Raw genomic sequence first — 17,555 nt, forward strand, 5'->3', positions numbered from 1 at the left:
TTAAGTGATTGGAATGTGTTTTGTGGCGGTTATACGTAAATCATCGCCTATTTTCACACACTCTTTAAACGTCAAATTAACGGTGTTTTGCATATCTGTCAGCGGTGCAAAATTAACTAAGCTTTTTGCATCGCACCCCATTAGTTTAGGCGCTAAATAAAATATATATTCGTCTATTAAATTAAGCTCTGTCATTTTACCGGCAAGTGTAGCACCCGCTTCTAAATAAACATGATTAAATTGCAGCTTAGCAAGGTGCGCTAAAACAGACGTTAAATTAACTTTGTTATTTTGCTGTGGTACTTCTATATGCCTTACAAAATGCGGCCACTGCGTTGATTTATCAACCTTGGTAGTAAAAATTATTATTTCACTTTCAATATTAAATACTGCCAGCTCTGGTGTAAGCCTATTTTGTGAGTCAATTATAACACGCACCGGTTGGCGTAGGGGTAATTCAGTAGGCAAAGCCTGTGGCAACTCGCTTAACCTCACATTGAGCTTAGCATCATCGGTAATAACCGTATCGGCGCCCGTTAAAATAGCGCAGCTTTGTGCTCGGTGTAATTGTACATCTTGTCGCGCAGCGCTTCCGGTGATCCACTTACTTTGGCCATTTTTTAGCGCGGTTTTACCATCAATGCTGGCCGCCATTTTACACGTAACATACGGAAGTCCCTGCTCCATACGCTTAAAAAAACCTAAATTAAGTGCCCGCGCTTGCTGCTCTAAAAGCCCAAATGCAACCTCAATACCGGCATCGCTGAGTATTTTAAGCCCTTTACCTACGACTTGTGGGTTGGTGTCGACCATAGCTGCAATAACTTTTACTACACCTGCCGCTTTTAAGCCCTCTGCACACGGCGGAGTGCGTCCGTAATGGCTACACGGTTCAAGCGTAACATACGCAGTCGCACCTTTTGCGTTTTCACCTGCTACAGCAAGGGCATTAACCTCAGCATGCCCCTGCCCAGCTAATTGATGAAACCCTTCACCAATTATGTGGTTATCTTTAACTAAAACACACCCTACATTAGGATTGGGGGTGGTTGTAAATCGCCCTTTTTTTGCAAGCTCGATGGCACGTGCCATGTACATTTCATCTTGCGCAGTAAAGGTTGTTTGGTTTTGCATTATTACTCCCCTAAACGGGCAATTTCTTCACCAAATTCGCGTATATCTTCAAACGAGCGATACACAGAGGCAAACCGCACATAGGCTACTTTATCCAGTTTTTTAAGCGCCTCCATTATGCACTCACCCACTAGGTGACTTGATATTTCTCGCTCGCCGGTAGCACGCAACTGCGATTTAATAATATTAACCACTTCATCCACTTGCTCTGTACTAACAGGGCGTTTTTCTAGGGCGCGATTAAGGCCATTGAGTAGTTTATCTTCATTAAAGGGCTCTCGGCTGCCATCTTGCTTAATCACACGTGGCATAACTAACTCGGCGCCTTCAAAGGTAGTAAATCGCTCGTGACACTCGTTACATTCACGACGACGGCGAACTTGGTGGCCTCCGCCGACTAGGCGAGAATCAATAACTTTAGTATCTTTTGCGGTACAAAATGGGCAATGCATAACTCGGTACTTCCGTTTTAAAACAAAAAAGGCCGCTATTTAGCGGCCTTTTATCTTAGCAAAAAAATAGGGCCTGTTGGCCTTTCAGGATTAAATTTGTTCTATCTAGGGGTGATTTGATCGCGGCGCGAGGTTTGTAACCTAGTGGGCTAAGTAAAAACCGAGCAACAAAGAGTAAATCACCCCTAGGACGAACCCGAGGGCAGTGCATGTTTGGCATTTATGCTGCGTTATCGCCTATTTGTGTGGAGTAACCACACTACATAGACTCTGCCTTGCCTAAAAACCAAACATACCACTGCAAATTAAACCTCGAAAGGTAAACAGGCCCCTTGTTGTGATCTAAATTACTGCTGCTTATGCAATTAAGCGTATACAGGTAGTTTTGCACAAATTGCTTTAACTTTTTCTTTAACTTGCGCTTGTACTGACTCATCGTTGATGTTGTCTAATACGTCACAAATCCAGCCAGCAAGTTCTTTCGATTCAGCTTCTTTAAAGCCACGACGCGTAATTGCAGGTGAACCAATACGTAAACCAGAAGTAACAAACGGTGAGCGAGGATCGTTTGGTACAGAGTTTTTGTTCACAGTAATGTTTGCATTGCCAAGCGCTGCGTCGGCATCTTTACCTGTGATATCTTTATCGATTAAATCAAGTAAGAATAAGTGGTTTTCTGTTTTATCAGATACGATTTTGTAACCGCGCTCTTGCATAACAGCAACCATAGCTTGAGCATTTTTAACTACTTGTGCTTGGTATGTTTTAAATTCTGGTTGTAGAGCTTCTTTAAATGCCACTGCTTTTGCAGCAATAATGTGACATAAAGGACCACCTTGGCCACCTGGGAACACAGCGCTGTTAAGCTTTTTGTAAATTGCTTCGTCGCCACAAGCAGAAATAATTAAACCACCACGAGGGCCTGCTAATGTTTTGTGTGTTGTTGTTGTTACAACATGCGCGTGAGGTACTGGGCTTGGGTAAACACCCGCCGCAATTAAACCAGCAACGTGAGCCATATCAACGAATAAGTAAGCACCTACTTTATCAGCAATCTCACGGAATTTAGCCCAATCAACAATACCTGAGTACGCAGAAAAACCACCAATAATCATTTTTGGTTTGTGCTCAAGTGCTAGCGCTTCTACCTGTGCGTAGTCAATTTCGCCAGTTGCTTCGTCTAGCCCGTACTGGATTGCATTGTATAGCTTACCTGAGAAGCTTACGTGTGAACCGTGCGTTAAGTGACCACCATGAGCTAAGCTCATACCAAGTACAGTGTCGCCCGCTTCTAATAATGCTAAGAAAACAGCTGCATTTGCTTGAGAACCCGCATGTGGCTGAACGTTTGCATAGTCAGAACCAAATAGCTCGTTAGCACGATCAATTGCAAGTTGTTCAACAACGTCTACGTGCTCACAACCGCCATAGTAACGTTTGCCCGGGTAACCTTCTGCGTATTTGTTTGTAAGCTGTGAACCCTGTGCTTCTAGTACGCGTGGGCTACAGTAGTTTTCTGATGCGATTAATTCAATGTGCTCTTCTTGGCGAGCAGTTTCTTTGTTTATCGCGTCAAATAACTCTGGATCAAAATCCGAAATATTCATGCTACGTTCTAACATTGGGGTCTCCTAGGGCAACGTGTATGGTGTTTTTTAGAGGCTTTATTGTACGCTTTAAACGACTCTTTGCCTACGCTCTTAAGTTGAGGATATTTAAACAGGGATTGAATCTATTTCACAGCGTTTTTAAGATGATATTTTTTTATAAATGCATTAATAATTTAAATGATTTTTATTTTTTACATTTAATTACTTAATGATAAATACTTTATTTAGCGCGTTCAAAATACAAAAAAAGCGGCCAAAGCCGCTTTTTTAACGCTAAGTTAGTTAGCCTAACTTAGCGAGTATTTCAGTGCGTAACGCTTCATAATCAGGGTTAATGTCGCTTGCTAAACAAGGTTTAGCAAGCGCGTCGCTAAGTGGTTTTGGCATATCAAGTTCAATATTTAGAATCTCTTCTACGCTATCTTTAAACTTAGCAGGGTGAGCAGTTGCTAAAAAGATACCTGCTGCGCCGGGTGCTTTATTCTCTACAAGACCTTGGTATGCAATGGCGGTATGCGGCTCTGCAACATAACCAGTTTGTTGAATATTTTTCATCACTGCTCGCGTATTTTCTTCGCTCACGCTGGTTGAGTAAAAATTATCGTAGCTAAACCAGTTATTATCTAACATTGTTTGCACACGTGGCCAGTTATTTGGCTTGCTTACATCCATCGCATTTGAAAGCGACTCAAGTGTGGCATTTGGCGCCCAATTTTTATCAAGCATGTAACGTGGCACAGTGTCGTTTTGATTTGTAGTCGCGCTTAGTTTACCCACCGGCAAACCAATTACAGCACCAATCATGGCGGCACATACATTACCAAAGTTACCACTAGGGACTGAAATATGCGCTGTAGCACGCTTTTCTTTTGGTAGCTGAGCAATGGCTTCAAAGTAATAACATACTTGTGCCACTAGGCGGCTAATGTTGATTGAGTTAGCTGAATTAAGGCCAAGTGTAGATTTAACTTCGTCATCTAAAAACGACTTTTTAACCAGCTCTTGGCAATCATCAAAACTGCCATCAACCGCGTAACAATGAATGTTGTTGCCAAGCGTAGTAAATAGCTTTTGCTGAGCAAGCGAAATTTTGCCTTTAGGGTATAGAATAACCACATCTATATTTGGCTTGTTGTAAAACGCATGTGCAACAGCAGCGCCAGTATCGCCAGAGGTTGCCGTTAAAATCGTGACTTTTTCGCCTTGATTAAACTGTGCTAAACACTCAGCCATAAAGCGCCCGCCAAAGTCTTTAAACGCAAGCGTAGGGCCATGAAAAAGCTCTAAACAATAGTTATTGTCTTCAACCTCTACCAATTTTACGGGGAAGTTAAACGCATTTTTAACCATTTGAGCAACGGTATCAGCGGGTAATTCATCACCAATAAGGTGCGATAAAATTTTGCTACTGCGGGTAACAAAATCCATATCTAATAACGCATCTACATCGGCGAGTGGCGCTAAGCTTTCAGGGAAAAATACCCCCTGATTACGCCCAAGCCCTGTTTTTACCGCTTCAACAAACGACACTTTTTGAGAATTTTCTTTTAAATTATGTAATTGCATAAATGCCTATCCTATAAAACTGTTAATTGACGCGTGCCGTCGTTATCTAATTTACAAATGTGGCAAAAGCCCTGCTCATTTATATAGTTTTGCGCTAACCACTGCGCACATTTTTCAGCAGCTTCTAATGTTTTACACACTGTAAATAACGTAGGGCCTGCACCTGAAATACTGACAATTTCTGCACCAAGCGCTGGCAAATTTGCTTTCGCTTCGCTAAACCCTGTTATTAACGGTGCTCGGTACGGCTCTGCTATATCGTCTTGCATAATGCTCAATGCATCATCAAAACGCTGCGTTAATAACAAACTGCTAAATGCCGATAAACGCTGTGCAAACTCAACCCCTGCATGCATGCTTAGCTCTTTAGGTAATACCGAGCGTGCCTTTGCGGTATTAAGCGAAAACCCAGGAAACGCCGCTACGTAGTACCAGTTTTCATCAACTGGTAGAGCGATTGACTTATCAGGAATTAAATCGCCTGTAAGCTGTAAGCCCCCTAAATAACATGGGGTGATGTTGTCATAATGACGCCCGCCACTGACTATAGCTTCAAAATCAGCCATTAATTCAATCAGCTCAACTTGGCTTAAATTGGTTTGAGCAAACTTATCAAGCGCAGCAAAGGTTGCTACCACCGAGCACGCACTCGAACCTAGCCCTGAGCCAATTGGTAAGTTCTTTTTAAGCTCTAATTTTACACTTGCCATATCTGGCGCAACGTGCGCTCTAAAATGCACTAAACATTGATATGCTAGGTTTTCGCTCGCATCGCTTGGTAACTTATGCGCATATTCGCCAGAGCAAACAAACTCATCACTTGCTGCGGCGCTTACTACGGCTACATCACCTAATAAGCTGCCATCAATAGGCGCAAGCGCTGCGCCAAGTGCATCAAAGCCCACTGCAAAATTACCTATAGACGCCGGAGCATATACTTCTATCATAATGTTCTCCTAGCGCGATAACGTTTTTAATACGTCGGCAAATACGCCTGCAGCGGTTACTGCAGAGCCTGCACCGTAACCACGAATTACAAATGGGCGTGGTTGATAATACTGGCTTAAAATAGCTAATGCGTTTTCACCATCACGAATTACATTTAATGCATGCGATGAATCGACCGCTTCAATACCTACTTTACAGTGGCCTTCTTTAATTGTACCTACATAACGCAGTACCTTGCCCTCTGCCGCCGCACTTTGAATACGGTCGTTAAACTCAGCGTCTAAACTTGGCAGTTTAGCCATAAATTCATCTACGCTGTCGCCTTGTGCAAAACCTTGAGGCAATACTGACTCTACTTCTATATCGCTAAGCTCTAATTTCATGCCGGCTTCGCGAGCAATAATAAGTAACTTACGTGCTACATCGGTACCCGATAAATCATCGCGTGGGTCTGGCTCTGTAAAACCGCTTTCTTTTGCTTTAATAGTTGCCTCAGAAAGTGATAAACCATCTTCTAGTGCACCAAACATGTACGACAGTGAGCCTGATAAAATACCGCTAAACTCAAGTAACTCATCACCTGCACCAAATAACGACTGTAGGTTATCGATTACCGGTAAGCCTGCACCTACGTTTGTTTCGTATAAAAACTTGCGGTTATTTTTTTGTGTTGCTGCAATTAAGTCTTGGTAATAATCGTACGAGCTGGTTGTTGCTTTTTTATTAGCGGCAACCACATGGAAGCCCGCATTTAAAAAATCCACATACTGAGCTGCTAGCGCATCAGAAGACGTACAATCTACAAGCACAGGGTTTACTAAGTGATTTTGTTTTACAAACTGCTCAACTAAATTTAAATCAAACGCTTGCTCTGATGCTGCAAGCTTTTGCTGCCAGTCATCAAATGCAATACCTTCGCTGTCTAAATGCAATTGACGAGAATTAGCAACGCCATATAGGTTTAACTTAATATTACGTTTTTCAAGCCACGCTTGCTGGCGCTCTAACTGAGAAATAAGCTCTTGACCTACTAAGCCACAGCCAAGTAAAAATACGTCAATTGAAGGGACGTGCGTAAAAAAGTTTTCATGGCATATTTTCACTGCATCGTTACACAGCTCGCCATCAATAACCGCCGAAATAGCACTTTCTGTAGAATCCTGCGCAATGGCTACAATGTTTACTTGGGCCTGTGCAAGAGAAGCAAAAAACTGTGCTGCTAAACCTTTGTGTGCGCGCATGTTATCGCCCACTAAAGTGACAATGGCAAGATTACGTTGTACTTGTACCGGCTCAATTAAGCCTGCTTGTAATTCAAGTTCAAATGCACTTTGTAAGGCTTCTAGTGCTAGCGCTAAATCGCTTTCGTGCACACAAAAGCTAATGCTAAATTCACACGATGATTGAGTAATTAATACTATCGATACGTTATCGTGCGCAAGGGCATTAAATACCTTAGAGGCCATGCCCACTTTACCTTTCATGCCAGGACCTGACACGGTAAGCATTGCTAAGTCTTGCAAGCTAGAAAGCGCTTTTACTGGCTCATCAGATGAATAGTCGTTACCAATTAATGACCCTTGAGCATCTGGGTTATGGGTATTTTTAATTTCGCAGGGTACGCCCGCTTTCGCGCACGGTAAAATGGTTTTAGGGTGAAGTACTTTAGCGCCAAAGTAAGAAAGCTCCATCGCTTCTTTATAAGATAAGAAATCAACTTTAGTTGCTTTTTTGATGTAGCGCGGATCAGCACTGTACACACCATCAACGTCAGTCCAAATTTGGCAAATTTCAGCATCTAAACATGCCGCTGCAATAGCTGCCGAGTAATCAGAGCCATTACGACCAAGTGTAGTAAGTTCGCCATGCTCGTTGCTTGCTGTAAAGCCTGGCATAATGTAAATGGTGGCTGGGTTTTCTTTAAGTACTGCTTGAAAGCGTGCTTTACTCGTTACTAAGTCGGCCTCAGCATCAATGTAACCACCAGTAGAGGCAACACAACGCGTTGCTTCAAGGTATTGTGCATTGTGCGAGCTTAATAAACTTTGCATTAGCGATACGCTAACACGCTCACCAAAACTAATTACAAAAGCACGAATTTGATCTGGGCAACACTTAATAAGCGCCACACCATCTAGCTTATTTTTAAGCTCATTAAAATCTGGCCAGTTTGTTACTTCGCCACTGCTTTTTTCTACTTCTGCTTTTAATGTCTCGCATCGGCTTAGTAAAGCTTGCCATTGCTGAGAAAAATCTTGACCTTGCTCAGCGGCACTGGCCAGCGCAACTAATGAATCAGTCATACCTCCGGGTGCAGAAAGTACCAGTAACATTTCATCTTTTAACTGTGCTTTTACCAGCAAAGCTACTTGTTGCAAACAGGCAAAGTCGGCAAGCGAAGAGCCTCCAAATTTTAAAACGCGCATTATTTATGTTCCTCATCCCATAAAACGAAAAAAGGCCTGTGTTCTTAGTGAACACAGGCCTTTAAATTTGTTGCACCGACCTATGCCACTATCCAGTAAGAATGGTGGTTGTAATAATAATGGTCAGTGCGCGATTAATTGTTTTCATAGAGCTAAGACTGCCTTAACAAAGGCTATGCTGTCAACCCCAAATTAAAAGATAAAACAGCCTTTTTGAACATGAAAAAACCTAATGAATGCCAAATTTATGCAAAACTTCACTTAAAGCCGATTTATTAATAGGTTTATTTATAAAGTCGATAGCACCAAGCTGCGCGACTTTTTGCTTCATTTGTTGTTGTATATCAGCGGAGATCACCAGTACAAAACACTCAATTTTTTCTGCTTTAATGCGCTCTAGCACTTGTACACCGTCAACTTCTGGCATGGTTAAGTCTAAACACAAAAGATCAAATTGCTGCAAGCGTAAAAGCGCCAGCGCATCGGCCCCGTTTGCGGCTTGTTGAATGTCGGCACTCACGCACTCATTTAAACAACGCACAACTTGTTTGCGTGCAACAGTGGAGTCATCACACACTAATATAGAAAATTTCATCATGTTAACTACTAAAATAACCTTCTAAAAATTATAAAAACGAGCCGTCCGTTGGTTTTTGCTATTCTAACACGTTCCTAAAACTCTAACACTTTGCTTGTTCGCATAATGTAATACTGTAACCTTACAGTAAAACGTCAAACATTATTAATAATTGCCTTAGCTGCCTATTAAAAATCATCGTTTTTGTAATCTCAGTAGCCATTAAAATTAATTTAAATCAGTTTAGTGCACTATTATTAAAACAAAACGACTCAATAGCTGGGCTATCTCTTTAAAATATAAATTTTTTATTTATTTTTAAGGTTTTATTGACTAACTTTTAAGTTAGAAATTGCAACTTAGATATAATTACACCGGATGAGTAAATCCCATATGTTACAAAAAAGCCTTTCTAAGAAATTGTTAACTAATGTTTTATCAGTGTATTTTTTGCTTACCTTTGTGGTGACATGTGGACAGGTGCTTGCAGAATTTGTAAATACTAAAGACTACATTCGTGATGAGCTAAGTACGCTGCAAAAAACCTTTAGCCGAAGCTTAACACGCGCAATTTGGGAACTAAACACAAAGCAAACAATTACAACCGCAGAAGGCTTACTTGCTATACCTATGGTGGAGGGCATTATAGTGCGCGACGACAGCGGTGAAATTATTTCGCAGCTGGGGCGCTCTCTTGATATACACAAACTTTATAACCAACAACTCGTACAAGAGGAAGTCATTATAGAGGACACCAAATCGGGTCTCTTTGGTTATACCTTCCCCCTAATTTTTGAATTTTCGGGACGCGCTACTCAAGTAGGTGATGTGACCTTGTTCTCTAGCCGCGATGTGGTATTTAGCCGAATAATGGTATCTATTTACTTTTTAATTGGTAACGCCATGATCAAAACCACCTTTTTGATCATTCTGTTTTTAATGGCATTTAGAAAGCTGCTCACCGACCCTTTAAACGAGTTAACCGATCAAATAGAAAACTTAGAGCTTGATGACTTAGAAGGTCAACACATAGACATTGAGACCGAAGAGCATAACGAGCTAAACGTTATGGAGCAGTCTTTTAATAACTTAATAGATAAAGTAGTTCAATACAGAAAAGAGCTTGAGCATACCCAACGTGAGTTGATTGTTAGTAACGAAAAGCTCGACCAGCACAATATACAGCTTGAACAAGATGTTGCCCGTAAAACGTCAAACTTAAGCCAAGCTATGATGGATTTACAACAGCAAAAGTACGAACTAGAAAAACAAAAGCTGGTACTAACCGAAGAAGTTGATTTACGCAGACATACCGAAGAAGAATTATTAACTAAACAAAAAGAGCTTGAACGCTACCTTGACGAGCTAAGCCTTGCTCAAGAGCGCTTAGTAGGCACCGAAAAAATGGCTGCACTAGGCGGATTAGTCGCCGGTATTACACACGACATAAATACACCTATAGGGATTGGTGTAACTGCTATATCGTTTTTACAAGAGCGTTTAAACACGTTAGAAAATGCCTACAAAGAAAAAAAGTTATCGCCCAAAGCATTAGAAGAGTTTATAAACGAAGCCAAGCAAAGCACAAGCTTGCTTACAACCAACCTTGATAGAGCCTCTGAGCTTATTGCCAGCTTTAAACAAATAGCGGTAGACCAAGCCAGTGAAGCTGTAAGAACAATTAACTTTAAAGATTATTTAAACGAAGTAATTTTATCGCTCCACCCTAAACTTAAAAAAACCAAGCACACCATAAATTTACAGTGCCCGGATGATTTAGTTCTTAACTTGCCTGCAGGGGCAATTAGCCAAATTTTTACTAACTTAATTATGAACTCAATTATTCATGGTTTTGATAATATTGCGCAGGGCAATATTGATATAAATATTAGCGCCGATGACACACTCCTTATTATTGACTACACCGATAACGGCAATGGCGTAACAAAAGAGCAATTAGCCAAATTGTTTGACCCATTTTTTACGACAAAACGCGACCAAGGCGGCAGTGGGTTAGGCACACACATAACCTTTAACTTAGTTAAGCAAACACTTAGCGGCTCAATAGAGGCAAGCAGTGAGCCTGGCAAAGGGCTTCATTACCATATTGAATTTCCTAAAAACATGCCAAAGCCATTATTTAATCAATAACGGCTTTGCTTAAAATCAGCCATTTCGAGAACCCCATTTTATTGCTATGATTGAGCAAATTTAAAAGATGGAAAAGTTACCTTATGTGGTTTAGTAACCTGATTTGTTATCGCTTTAAGCAAGATGTTTCGTACACTCAAGAAGAGTTTGAAAAAGCGTTAGAACAAGATGTATTTCGCCCTTGTGGCTCTCAAGACCTTTCTACATTTGGTTGGACAAAAGCATTTGGTAAGCATGGTGACTCGCTGGCGCATTTTTCACAAAAAAGCATTTTAGTGTGTGCCAAACGTGAAGAAAAAGTGCTGCCTGCATCTGTTGTTAATGAAATGGTTGCCGAAAAAGTAGATCAAATAGAAGCGGAAGAAAACCGCCCTGTTAAAAAGAAAGAAAAAGACGAGTTAAAAGAAAACATTTTAACTACCTTATTACCTCAAGCGTTTAAAAAATCGAGCCTACAGTTTGCTTTTATTGACCAAGAAAACGGTTGGGTTGTAGTAAACAGCGGCAGTTTTAATAAAGCAGAAGAGCTACTTGCATTGCTGCGTAAGTCTCTGGGCACATTACCGGTAGTACCTGCTTTTGCAAACTACGACCTAGATGTATTTTTAACTGATTGGTTAACTAACTTCAGCACCCCTGAAAACTTTGCTATAGGTTTTGATGCTGAGCTAGAAGAAGCCGACGACAGTGGCGCACAGGTTAAACTAAAAGGTCATGATTTATCGTGTGATGAAGTTAAATCGCACCTAGAAAATGGTAAACGCGTGACCAAACTTGCACTTGATTGGCAAGAACGCCTGAAGTTTATGCTGCAAAACGATGGCTCTATCAAGCGTTTAAGCTACTCAGAAACTTTAAAAGAAGAAAACGCCGATATTCCTAAAGAAGATATGGCAGTTAAATTAGATGCTGACTTTATTTTAGCCTCAGAAGAAATCAAGCTACTGCTTGAAGAGCTGACGGCCGGTTTAGGTGACGCAGAAGATTTATAAGACGCTAAAATTATAAGCGCTATTAAAACCAAAAAAAGCACGACTTAGTCGTGCTTTTTGCTTTTACCTTTATAACTGCTAATTAGCTAAATGTGTCTTTTACATTTTCAAGCATGTCGTTGTATTCGTCACTTGAAAATAGCTGCATAGAAGGAATAACGCCTTTATCTATGTAGGTTTGTAAAGCCGCTGATTTATCAGAAACCTGTAAAGTCCCCTCTAAGATAGCGCCAATACGAATAAAATCAACATAACCAATCTCTTCAGGGCGATACGTAGGGTCTGCCCAATGTCTAGCAACATTTACAAATTCAGGTGGAAACTCCCACGCTCCCATAATTGAGCCACCAATTTTACCACTGAGCTTTTGAATTGCATGCGCTAAAAAGCTTGGGTTAGCAAACACCTCTGGGTGGCGCTCAGCTTCGGTTAAAATAGGCAGTACACCAATGTTATATACCAACGACGCCAACGTAATAGCGTCACTATTTAACGATGTACGTTTATTATTTTGTAAATAAAACGCCATAAGCGTTATTGAATGCCCCGCCACATTTAGCGTTTTTTGCCACGCTTTACTCATGTAGCCTTTTATTAGCTCATTATTAGAAACAAACAGCTGCTCCATTGCCATTGCGGTTGCTATATTTTTAATTTGGCGTAAACCAATGCGAGTAACCGCTTGCTGTAAGTTAGACACCTTAACCGCTCGGCCCATAATTGCACTGTTAGCCACTTTAATCATGCGCGCTGAAAGAGCCGGGTCTTGCCCAATCACATCTGACATTTGCATTAGGTTTACATCAGGGTTATCGGCCGCTTGGCGCACTTTAATTGCAACTTCAGGTAACGTAGGTAAAACCAAAGTGTCGTTATTGATTCTATCAACCAAAATCGTTAATAGTGCATTTTCTGTAGACATAGAACTGTCATCCTTTTGTTTCTGGGCCGCAATGCAACTGCTAACCTCGGATAAAATGAGTAATACAATGAGTATTATCTAACTTACCGATAAAGTTAAGAAAATTATATAAATTAATTGTTATTATCGCCTGTAGGCGCGGTACACCGCCAAACACTTGCTATTTACCATTTAGTTTTGCTTTAATGCAGTCACTATAAGGAAACGTTTGTACGCGCTAGCAATTAAATTTAAGCGTACAAATAATTAAACTTACTTTTTTAACAGGCAATCAAATGATCTTAAACAAAATTAGCCAAGCAATTTTACTCTCAGGCGTCGTTTTTCTTAGTGCATGCTCAGAGCAAGCCCCCTCTTCGACCGAAGCCACAGGTGTAGAACTTGCTCAAAAAAGTGCCGCGCAAGCTGGCCCAGATTTAATTAATATTGATAAACAACGTTTAAATATTTACACCGACTTTAGCCTAGAAGCCGACCTATCTCATTTAAGTGAGAATCAAAAAGCCATGGTTGCTAAGCTTATCGATGCCTCTAAAATTATGGACGAGCTATTTTGGAAGCAGGCTTTTGGCGATAATAAAGACGCTTTTTTAGCAAAGCTAAGTGATGAAAAAGTACGTAAATTTGCTGATATTAACTACGGCCCTTGGGATCGTTTAAATGGTGACGAACCGTTTTTATCAGGTTACAAAGAAAAAGCCCTTGGCGCACAATTCTACCCAGCCGACATAACAAAAGAAGAGCTAAATAACGCCGACGTAGAAGATAAAAAAGGCCTTTATTCATTAATCAAACGTGATGAGCAAGGTAACCTTTACAGCGTGCCTTACTCAAAAGAATACGCTGAGGAGTTAGCTAAAGCAGCAGATTTATTACGTGAAGCCAGTAAGCTTGCCGATGATAAAGAATTTGCCAATTACTTAAACCTACGTGCTGATGCACTACAAAAAGATGATTTTCAGGGTTCTGACTTTGCCTGGATGGACATGAAAAATAACCCAGTTGATGTGGTTATTGGCCCAATTGAAACCTACGAAGATCAACTCTTTGGCTACCGCTCTGCTTATGAGTCGTATGTACTAATTAAAGATTTAAAATGGAGCGAGCGCCTAGCTAAATTTGCGGCCTTTTTACCAGAGCTTCAAAAAGATTTACCGGTAGATGCTAAATATAAGCAAGAAGTGCCAGGCTCAGACGCTGACTTAAATGCTTACGATGTGGTTTACTATGCAGGTCACTCAAATGCGGGCAGCAAAACGATTGCCATTAACTTACCAAACGATGAGCAAGTACAGCTTGAAAAAGGCACTCGTCGCCTGCAGCTTAAAAACGCAATGCGTGCAAAATTTGATAAAATTTTAGTGCCAATTGCTGAGCAGTTAATTGTACCTGAGCAACGTAAGCATATTACCTTTAACGCCTTTTTTGCCAATACCATGTTTCACGAAGTGGCTCATGGCCTAGGTATTAAAAACACCATTACAAATAAAGGCACTGTGCGCCAATCATTACAAGAGCACGCAAGTGCACTTGAAGAAGGTAAAGCCGATATTTTAGGTTTATACATGGTTGAGCAGTTACTTAAAAAAGGCGAAATTACCGAAGGCACATTAGAAGATTACTACACCACCTTTATGGCGGGTATTTTCCGCTCAGTACGTTTTGGTGCATCAAGCGCACATGGTAAAGCCAACATGATCCGCTTTAACTTTTTTGCACAAGAAGGCGCTTTTTCTAAAAATGAAGAGGGTTTATACCGTGTAAATATGGAAAAAATGGGCGTGGCTATGGCTAAACTGTCGCGCTTAATTTTAACATTACAAGGTGACGGCGATTACGAAAAAGTAGATCAACTAATTACCACTCATGGCGATATTAAAGAAGAGCTTGCTAAAGACTTAGAAAAACTAAGCCAAGCGAATATTCCGGTTGATGTAACCTTTAAACAAGGTAAAGACGTGTTAGGCCTTAACTAACCCAACACGTAATACTTTGTAATAGTTTAATAAGGCGCTGTAGTTTATAACTGCAGCGCTTTTTTTAGCGCTATTATTTGCTCATCTGTGTATGGTTTTGCAGGAAACTTACCCCACACCGGTGCAGGCCACGCAGCATCAGTTGTAAAACGTGCAATATGATGAATATGTAATTGCGGCACCATATTACCCAAAGCGGCCACGTTTAATTTATCAGGGCTAAACACTTGCATAATAAGCTTGCTGAGTTTGGCCGACTCTTTTAAATATACAATTTGATCGGCATCAGATAAATCGATGATCTCTTTTAAATTAGGTTTTCTGGGCACCAATACAAACCAAGGGTATTGGCTATCGTTAAGTAATAACACCTTACATAAAGGCCAATCTGCCAGTTCTATACAATCGCGCTTAAGCTCTGGGGCGAGTTCAAAAGTGTGGTTCGTCATCGTCACATCCTAGTTAGTCTTTAATAATGGCCACTTTATAGCATTTATTTGCAGTTGCACACGCTTAGCTTTACCATTTAATACAATATTTATAATAAGCTAAGGCAACCTTGTGCTAAAAAAAATAAAACACTTAACCCTCGCACTACCGCTAGCTGTTGGCGCACTGAGCGTACAAGCAAAACCATTATCGCTAGAGCGTATTTTTGATGATCCGAGCTTGTCGGGTAAAGCTCCCGTACAACTTAAATTTTCACCAGACGGTAGCCGCGTAACTTACCTGCAAGGTAAAACCGATGACTACAACCGTTATGATTTATGGGAATACAACTTAAAAGATAACACCAACAGAATACTGGTTGATTCTGCAAAGCTGTTTTCAGGCCCAGAAAACCTCTCTGATGAGGAAAAAGCACGCCGCGAACGCCAACGTATTTTTGGTAAAGGTATTTTAGAGTATAAATGGTCTAAAGATGGCAAAGCCCTGTTATTCCCACTCAATGGTGACCTGTATTATTACGAGCTTGCATCTGGTAAAAGTAAAAAACTTACCAATACAGAAGCGTTTGAAACCGATGCCCGTTTTTCTCCTAAAGGTAACTATGTATCGTTTATTCGCGAGCAAAACCTTTACGCTTTAGCACTTGATTCAGGTAAAGAAATACAACTGAGCAAAGATGGCGGCGGCGTTATTAAAAACGGCATGGCCGAATTTGTAGCACAAGAAGAAATGAGCCGTATGACTGGCTACTGGTGGGCAGGCGATGAATCTAAAATTGCATTCACTCGCGTAGATGAAACCCCAGTAAAAGAAGCTATCCGTAACGAAATTTATGCAGACGAAGTAAAGCTATTTAATCAGCGTTACCCATTTACAGGCACCGACAACGTTGAAATACAACTTGGCGTTGTGTCTTTAAATAATCAAAACGTTGACTGGGTTGATTTAGGTGACGATAAAGACATTTACATTGCACGTGCTAAATGGCTAAAAGACAGCACTACCCTTTCGTATCAATGGCAAAATCGCTCACAACATAAGTTAGAACTACGTTTTTACAATAGCGATACTAAAACGCAAAAAGTAGCGCTAACAGAAAACAGCGATACGTGGATCAATTTAAACTTTGATCTGCATTTCTTAAAAGACAAAAAGCATTTTGTATGGGCTTCTGAGCGCGATGGTTTTAAACACCTTTATTTGTACCGCACTAATGGCCAGCTAATTCGACAAATCACTTCAGGAGACTGGGTTGTTGATAGCTTAAAAGGCGTGGATGAGAAAAAAGGCATAGTGTACTTTGCAGGACGTAAAGACACCCCGCTTGAAAGCCATTTATACAGCGCACCACTGTTTAAAAAAGGCAATATTAAGCGCATTACCGAACAAGGCCAATACCACAAAGTGGTAATGGCTAAAGACAGCAAAACGTTTATTGATAATAGCTCATCGGTAAACAAGCCTAACTCGGCGGCACTACGTAAAGTAAACGGCGAATTTATCACATGGCTTGAACAAAATAAGCTTGATGATAGCCACCCATTAACACCTTATTTAAGTGATTTAGCAACTCCAGAGTACGGCACAATTAAAGCTGAAGATGGCCAAGAAATGCATTACCGCTTGTTTAAACCAAGTAATATTGCAGACGGTAAAAAGCACCCAGTAATTGTTAATGTATACGGCGGCCCGCATGCACAACGCGTTACAAATAGCTGGCGCAGCAAAAACTTGTACTTTCAATACATGGCGCAACAAGGCTATGTTATTTTTCAGCTCGATAACCGAGGCTCATACAACCGTGGTAAAAAGTTTGAAGACGCTATTTACAAACACTTAGGTGTTGTAGAAGTAGCAGATCAAATTAAAGGCGTTGAGTTTTTACGCACGCTTGATTACGTAGACCCACAACGCATTGGTATTTATGGCCACAGTTATGGCGGCTACATGGCCCTAATGACCATGTTTAAAGCGGGCGATTACTTTCAAGCCGGTGTATCGGGAGCACCAGTTACTGACTGGGCACTTTACGACACCCACTACACCGAGCGCTACCTTGGTCATCCTAAAACCAATGCCAAAGGCTACGAAGACAGCGCCGTATTCCCATACGCTGATGGCTTAAAAGGTCCATTAATGATTTACCATGGCATGGCCGATGACAACGTGTTATTTACCCACGCCACTAAATTATTTAAACAACTACAAGATAACGAAAAACAGTTTGAAATGATGACCTACCCAGGCTCAAAACACAGCTTACGCGGTAAACAGGTGCAAACACATTTACACCAAACCATCACAAACTTCTTTAATCGACATTTTGATGTTAAATAATCATATGACGACTA

At 40.8% G+C, this 17,555-nt stretch carries 13 protein-coding genes; 4 read left to right on the forward strand and 9 right to left on the reverse strand.

The window, feature by feature from the left end; translation table 11 throughout:
• The 7 genes from ribD to MTF68_RS17495 all read right to left on the reverse strand — a co-directional run bounded on the left by ribD (position 1) and on the right by MTF68_RS17495 (position 8,734).
• Entirely contained in the window at positions 1–1,134 is a 1,134-nt protein-coding gene (gene ribD / locus MTF68_RS17465) for a bifunctional diaminohydroxyphosphoribosylaminopyrimidine deaminase/5-amino-6-(5-phosphoribosylamino)uracil reductase RibD (protein ID WP_248463166.1), read from the reverse strand.
• Between the two features lie 2 nt (positions 1,135–1,136).
• Positions 1,137–1,586: a transcriptional regulator NrdR gene (gene nrdR / locus MTF68_RS17470; RefSeq protein WP_004586861.1), complete on the reverse strand. Its 450-nt coding sequence runs from the start codon at positions 1,584–1,586 to the stop codon at positions 1,137–1,139.
• Between the two features lie 365 nt (positions 1,587–1,951).
• A complete protein-coding gene (gene glyA / locus MTF68_RS17475; protein WP_024031685.1) occupies positions 1,952–3,208 on the reverse strand; it encodes a serine hydroxymethyltransferase in 1,257 nt (418 codons plus the stop codon).
• A gap of 270 nt (positions 3,209–3,478) precedes the next feature.
• The gene (gene thrC, locus MTF68_RS17480) at positions 3,479–4,762 is read right to left on the reverse strand and encodes a threonine synthase (protein ID WP_248463167.1); all 1,284 of its coding nucleotides are present in this window, start codon (positions 4,760–4,762) and stop codon (positions 3,479–3,481) included.
• Positions 4,763–4,773: 11 nt separating this feature from the next.
• Positions 4,774–5,709: a homoserine kinase gene (thrB, locus tag MTF68_RS17485; protein WP_248463168.1), complete on the reverse strand. Its 936-nt coding sequence runs from the start codon at positions 5,707–5,709 to the stop codon at positions 4,774–4,776.
• A gap of 9 nt (positions 5,710–5,718) precedes the next feature.
• Positions 5,719–8,136, reverse strand: coding sequence for a bifunctional aspartate kinase/homoserine dehydrogenase I (gene thrA, locus MTF68_RS17490; protein WP_248463169.1), 2,418 nt, complete (start codon positions 8,134–8,136; stop codon positions 5,719–5,721).
• 229 nt (positions 8,137–8,365) lie between these two features.
• Positions 8,366–8,734 (reverse strand): response regulator, encoded by a 369-nt coding sequence (locus MTF68_RS17495; protein ID WP_024031682.1) that lies wholly within the window; start codon positions 8,732–8,734, stop codon positions 8,366–8,368.
• A 372-nt stretch (positions 8,735–9,106) separates the two neighbouring features.
• Here MTF68_RS17495 and MTF68_RS17500 point away from each other — a divergent pair, with 372 nt between their 5' ends.
• Positions 9,107–10,864: a HAMP domain-containing sensor histidine kinase gene (locus MTF68_RS17500; RefSeq protein ID WP_029773775.1), complete on the forward strand. Its 1,758-nt coding sequence runs from the start codon at positions 9,107–9,109 to the stop codon at positions 10,862–10,864.
• A gap of 83 nt (positions 10,865–10,947) precedes the next feature.
• Positions 10,948–11,856, forward strand: a complete 909-nt coding sequence (rdgC, locus tag MTF68_RS17505; protein ID WP_004586854.1) for a recombination-associated protein RdgC — start codon at positions 10,948–10,950, stop codon at positions 11,854–11,856.
• An 82-nt stretch (positions 11,857–11,938) separates the two neighbouring features.
• Here the strand turns inward: rdgC and MTF68_RS17510 are convergent, their stop codons facing one another.
• A complete protein-coding gene (locus MTF68_RS17510) occupies positions 11,939–12,778 on the reverse strand; it encodes an HDOD domain-containing protein (RefSeq protein WP_004586853.1) in 840 nt (279 codons plus the stop codon).
• A 275-nt stretch (positions 12,779–13,053) separates the two neighbouring features.
• On the opposite strand from MTF68_RS17510, the gene MTF68_RS17515 reads away from it, so the two are divergent.
• Positions 13,054–14,754 carry a Zn-dependent hydrolase gene (locus MTF68_RS17515; RefSeq protein ID WP_248463170.1) on the forward strand — a complete coding sequence of 567 codons (1,701 nt, stop codon included), beginning with the start codon at positions 13,054–13,056 and terminating at the stop codon, positions 14,752–14,754.
• Positions 14,755–14,798: 44 nt separating this feature from the next.
• On the opposite strand, the gene MTF68_RS17520 is transcribed toward MTF68_RS17515, so the two are convergent.
• A complete protein-coding gene (locus MTF68_RS17520) occupies positions 14,799–15,203 on the reverse strand; it encodes an HIT family protein (RefSeq protein ID WP_004586851.1) in 405 nt (134 codons plus the stop codon).
• A 112-nt stretch (positions 15,204–15,315) separates the two neighbouring features.
• Here MTF68_RS17520 and MTF68_RS17525 point away from each other — a divergent pair, with 112 nt between their 5' ends.
• Positions 15,316–17,541 carry a S9 family peptidase gene (locus tag MTF68_RS17525; protein WP_096740059.1) on the forward strand — a complete coding sequence of 742 codons (2,226 nt, stop codon included), beginning with the start codon at positions 15,316–15,318 and terminating at the stop codon, positions 17,539–17,541.
• The last annotated feature ends 14 nt before the right edge of the window (positions 17,542–17,555 follow it).

It is taken from the genome of Pseudoalteromonas sp. 2CM37A (assembly GCF_023161885.1).
In the GTDB taxonomy this organism is placed as follows: Bacteria; Pseudomonadota; Gammaproteobacteria; order Enterobacterales; family Alteromonadaceae; genus Pseudoalteromonas; species Pseudoalteromonas atlantica.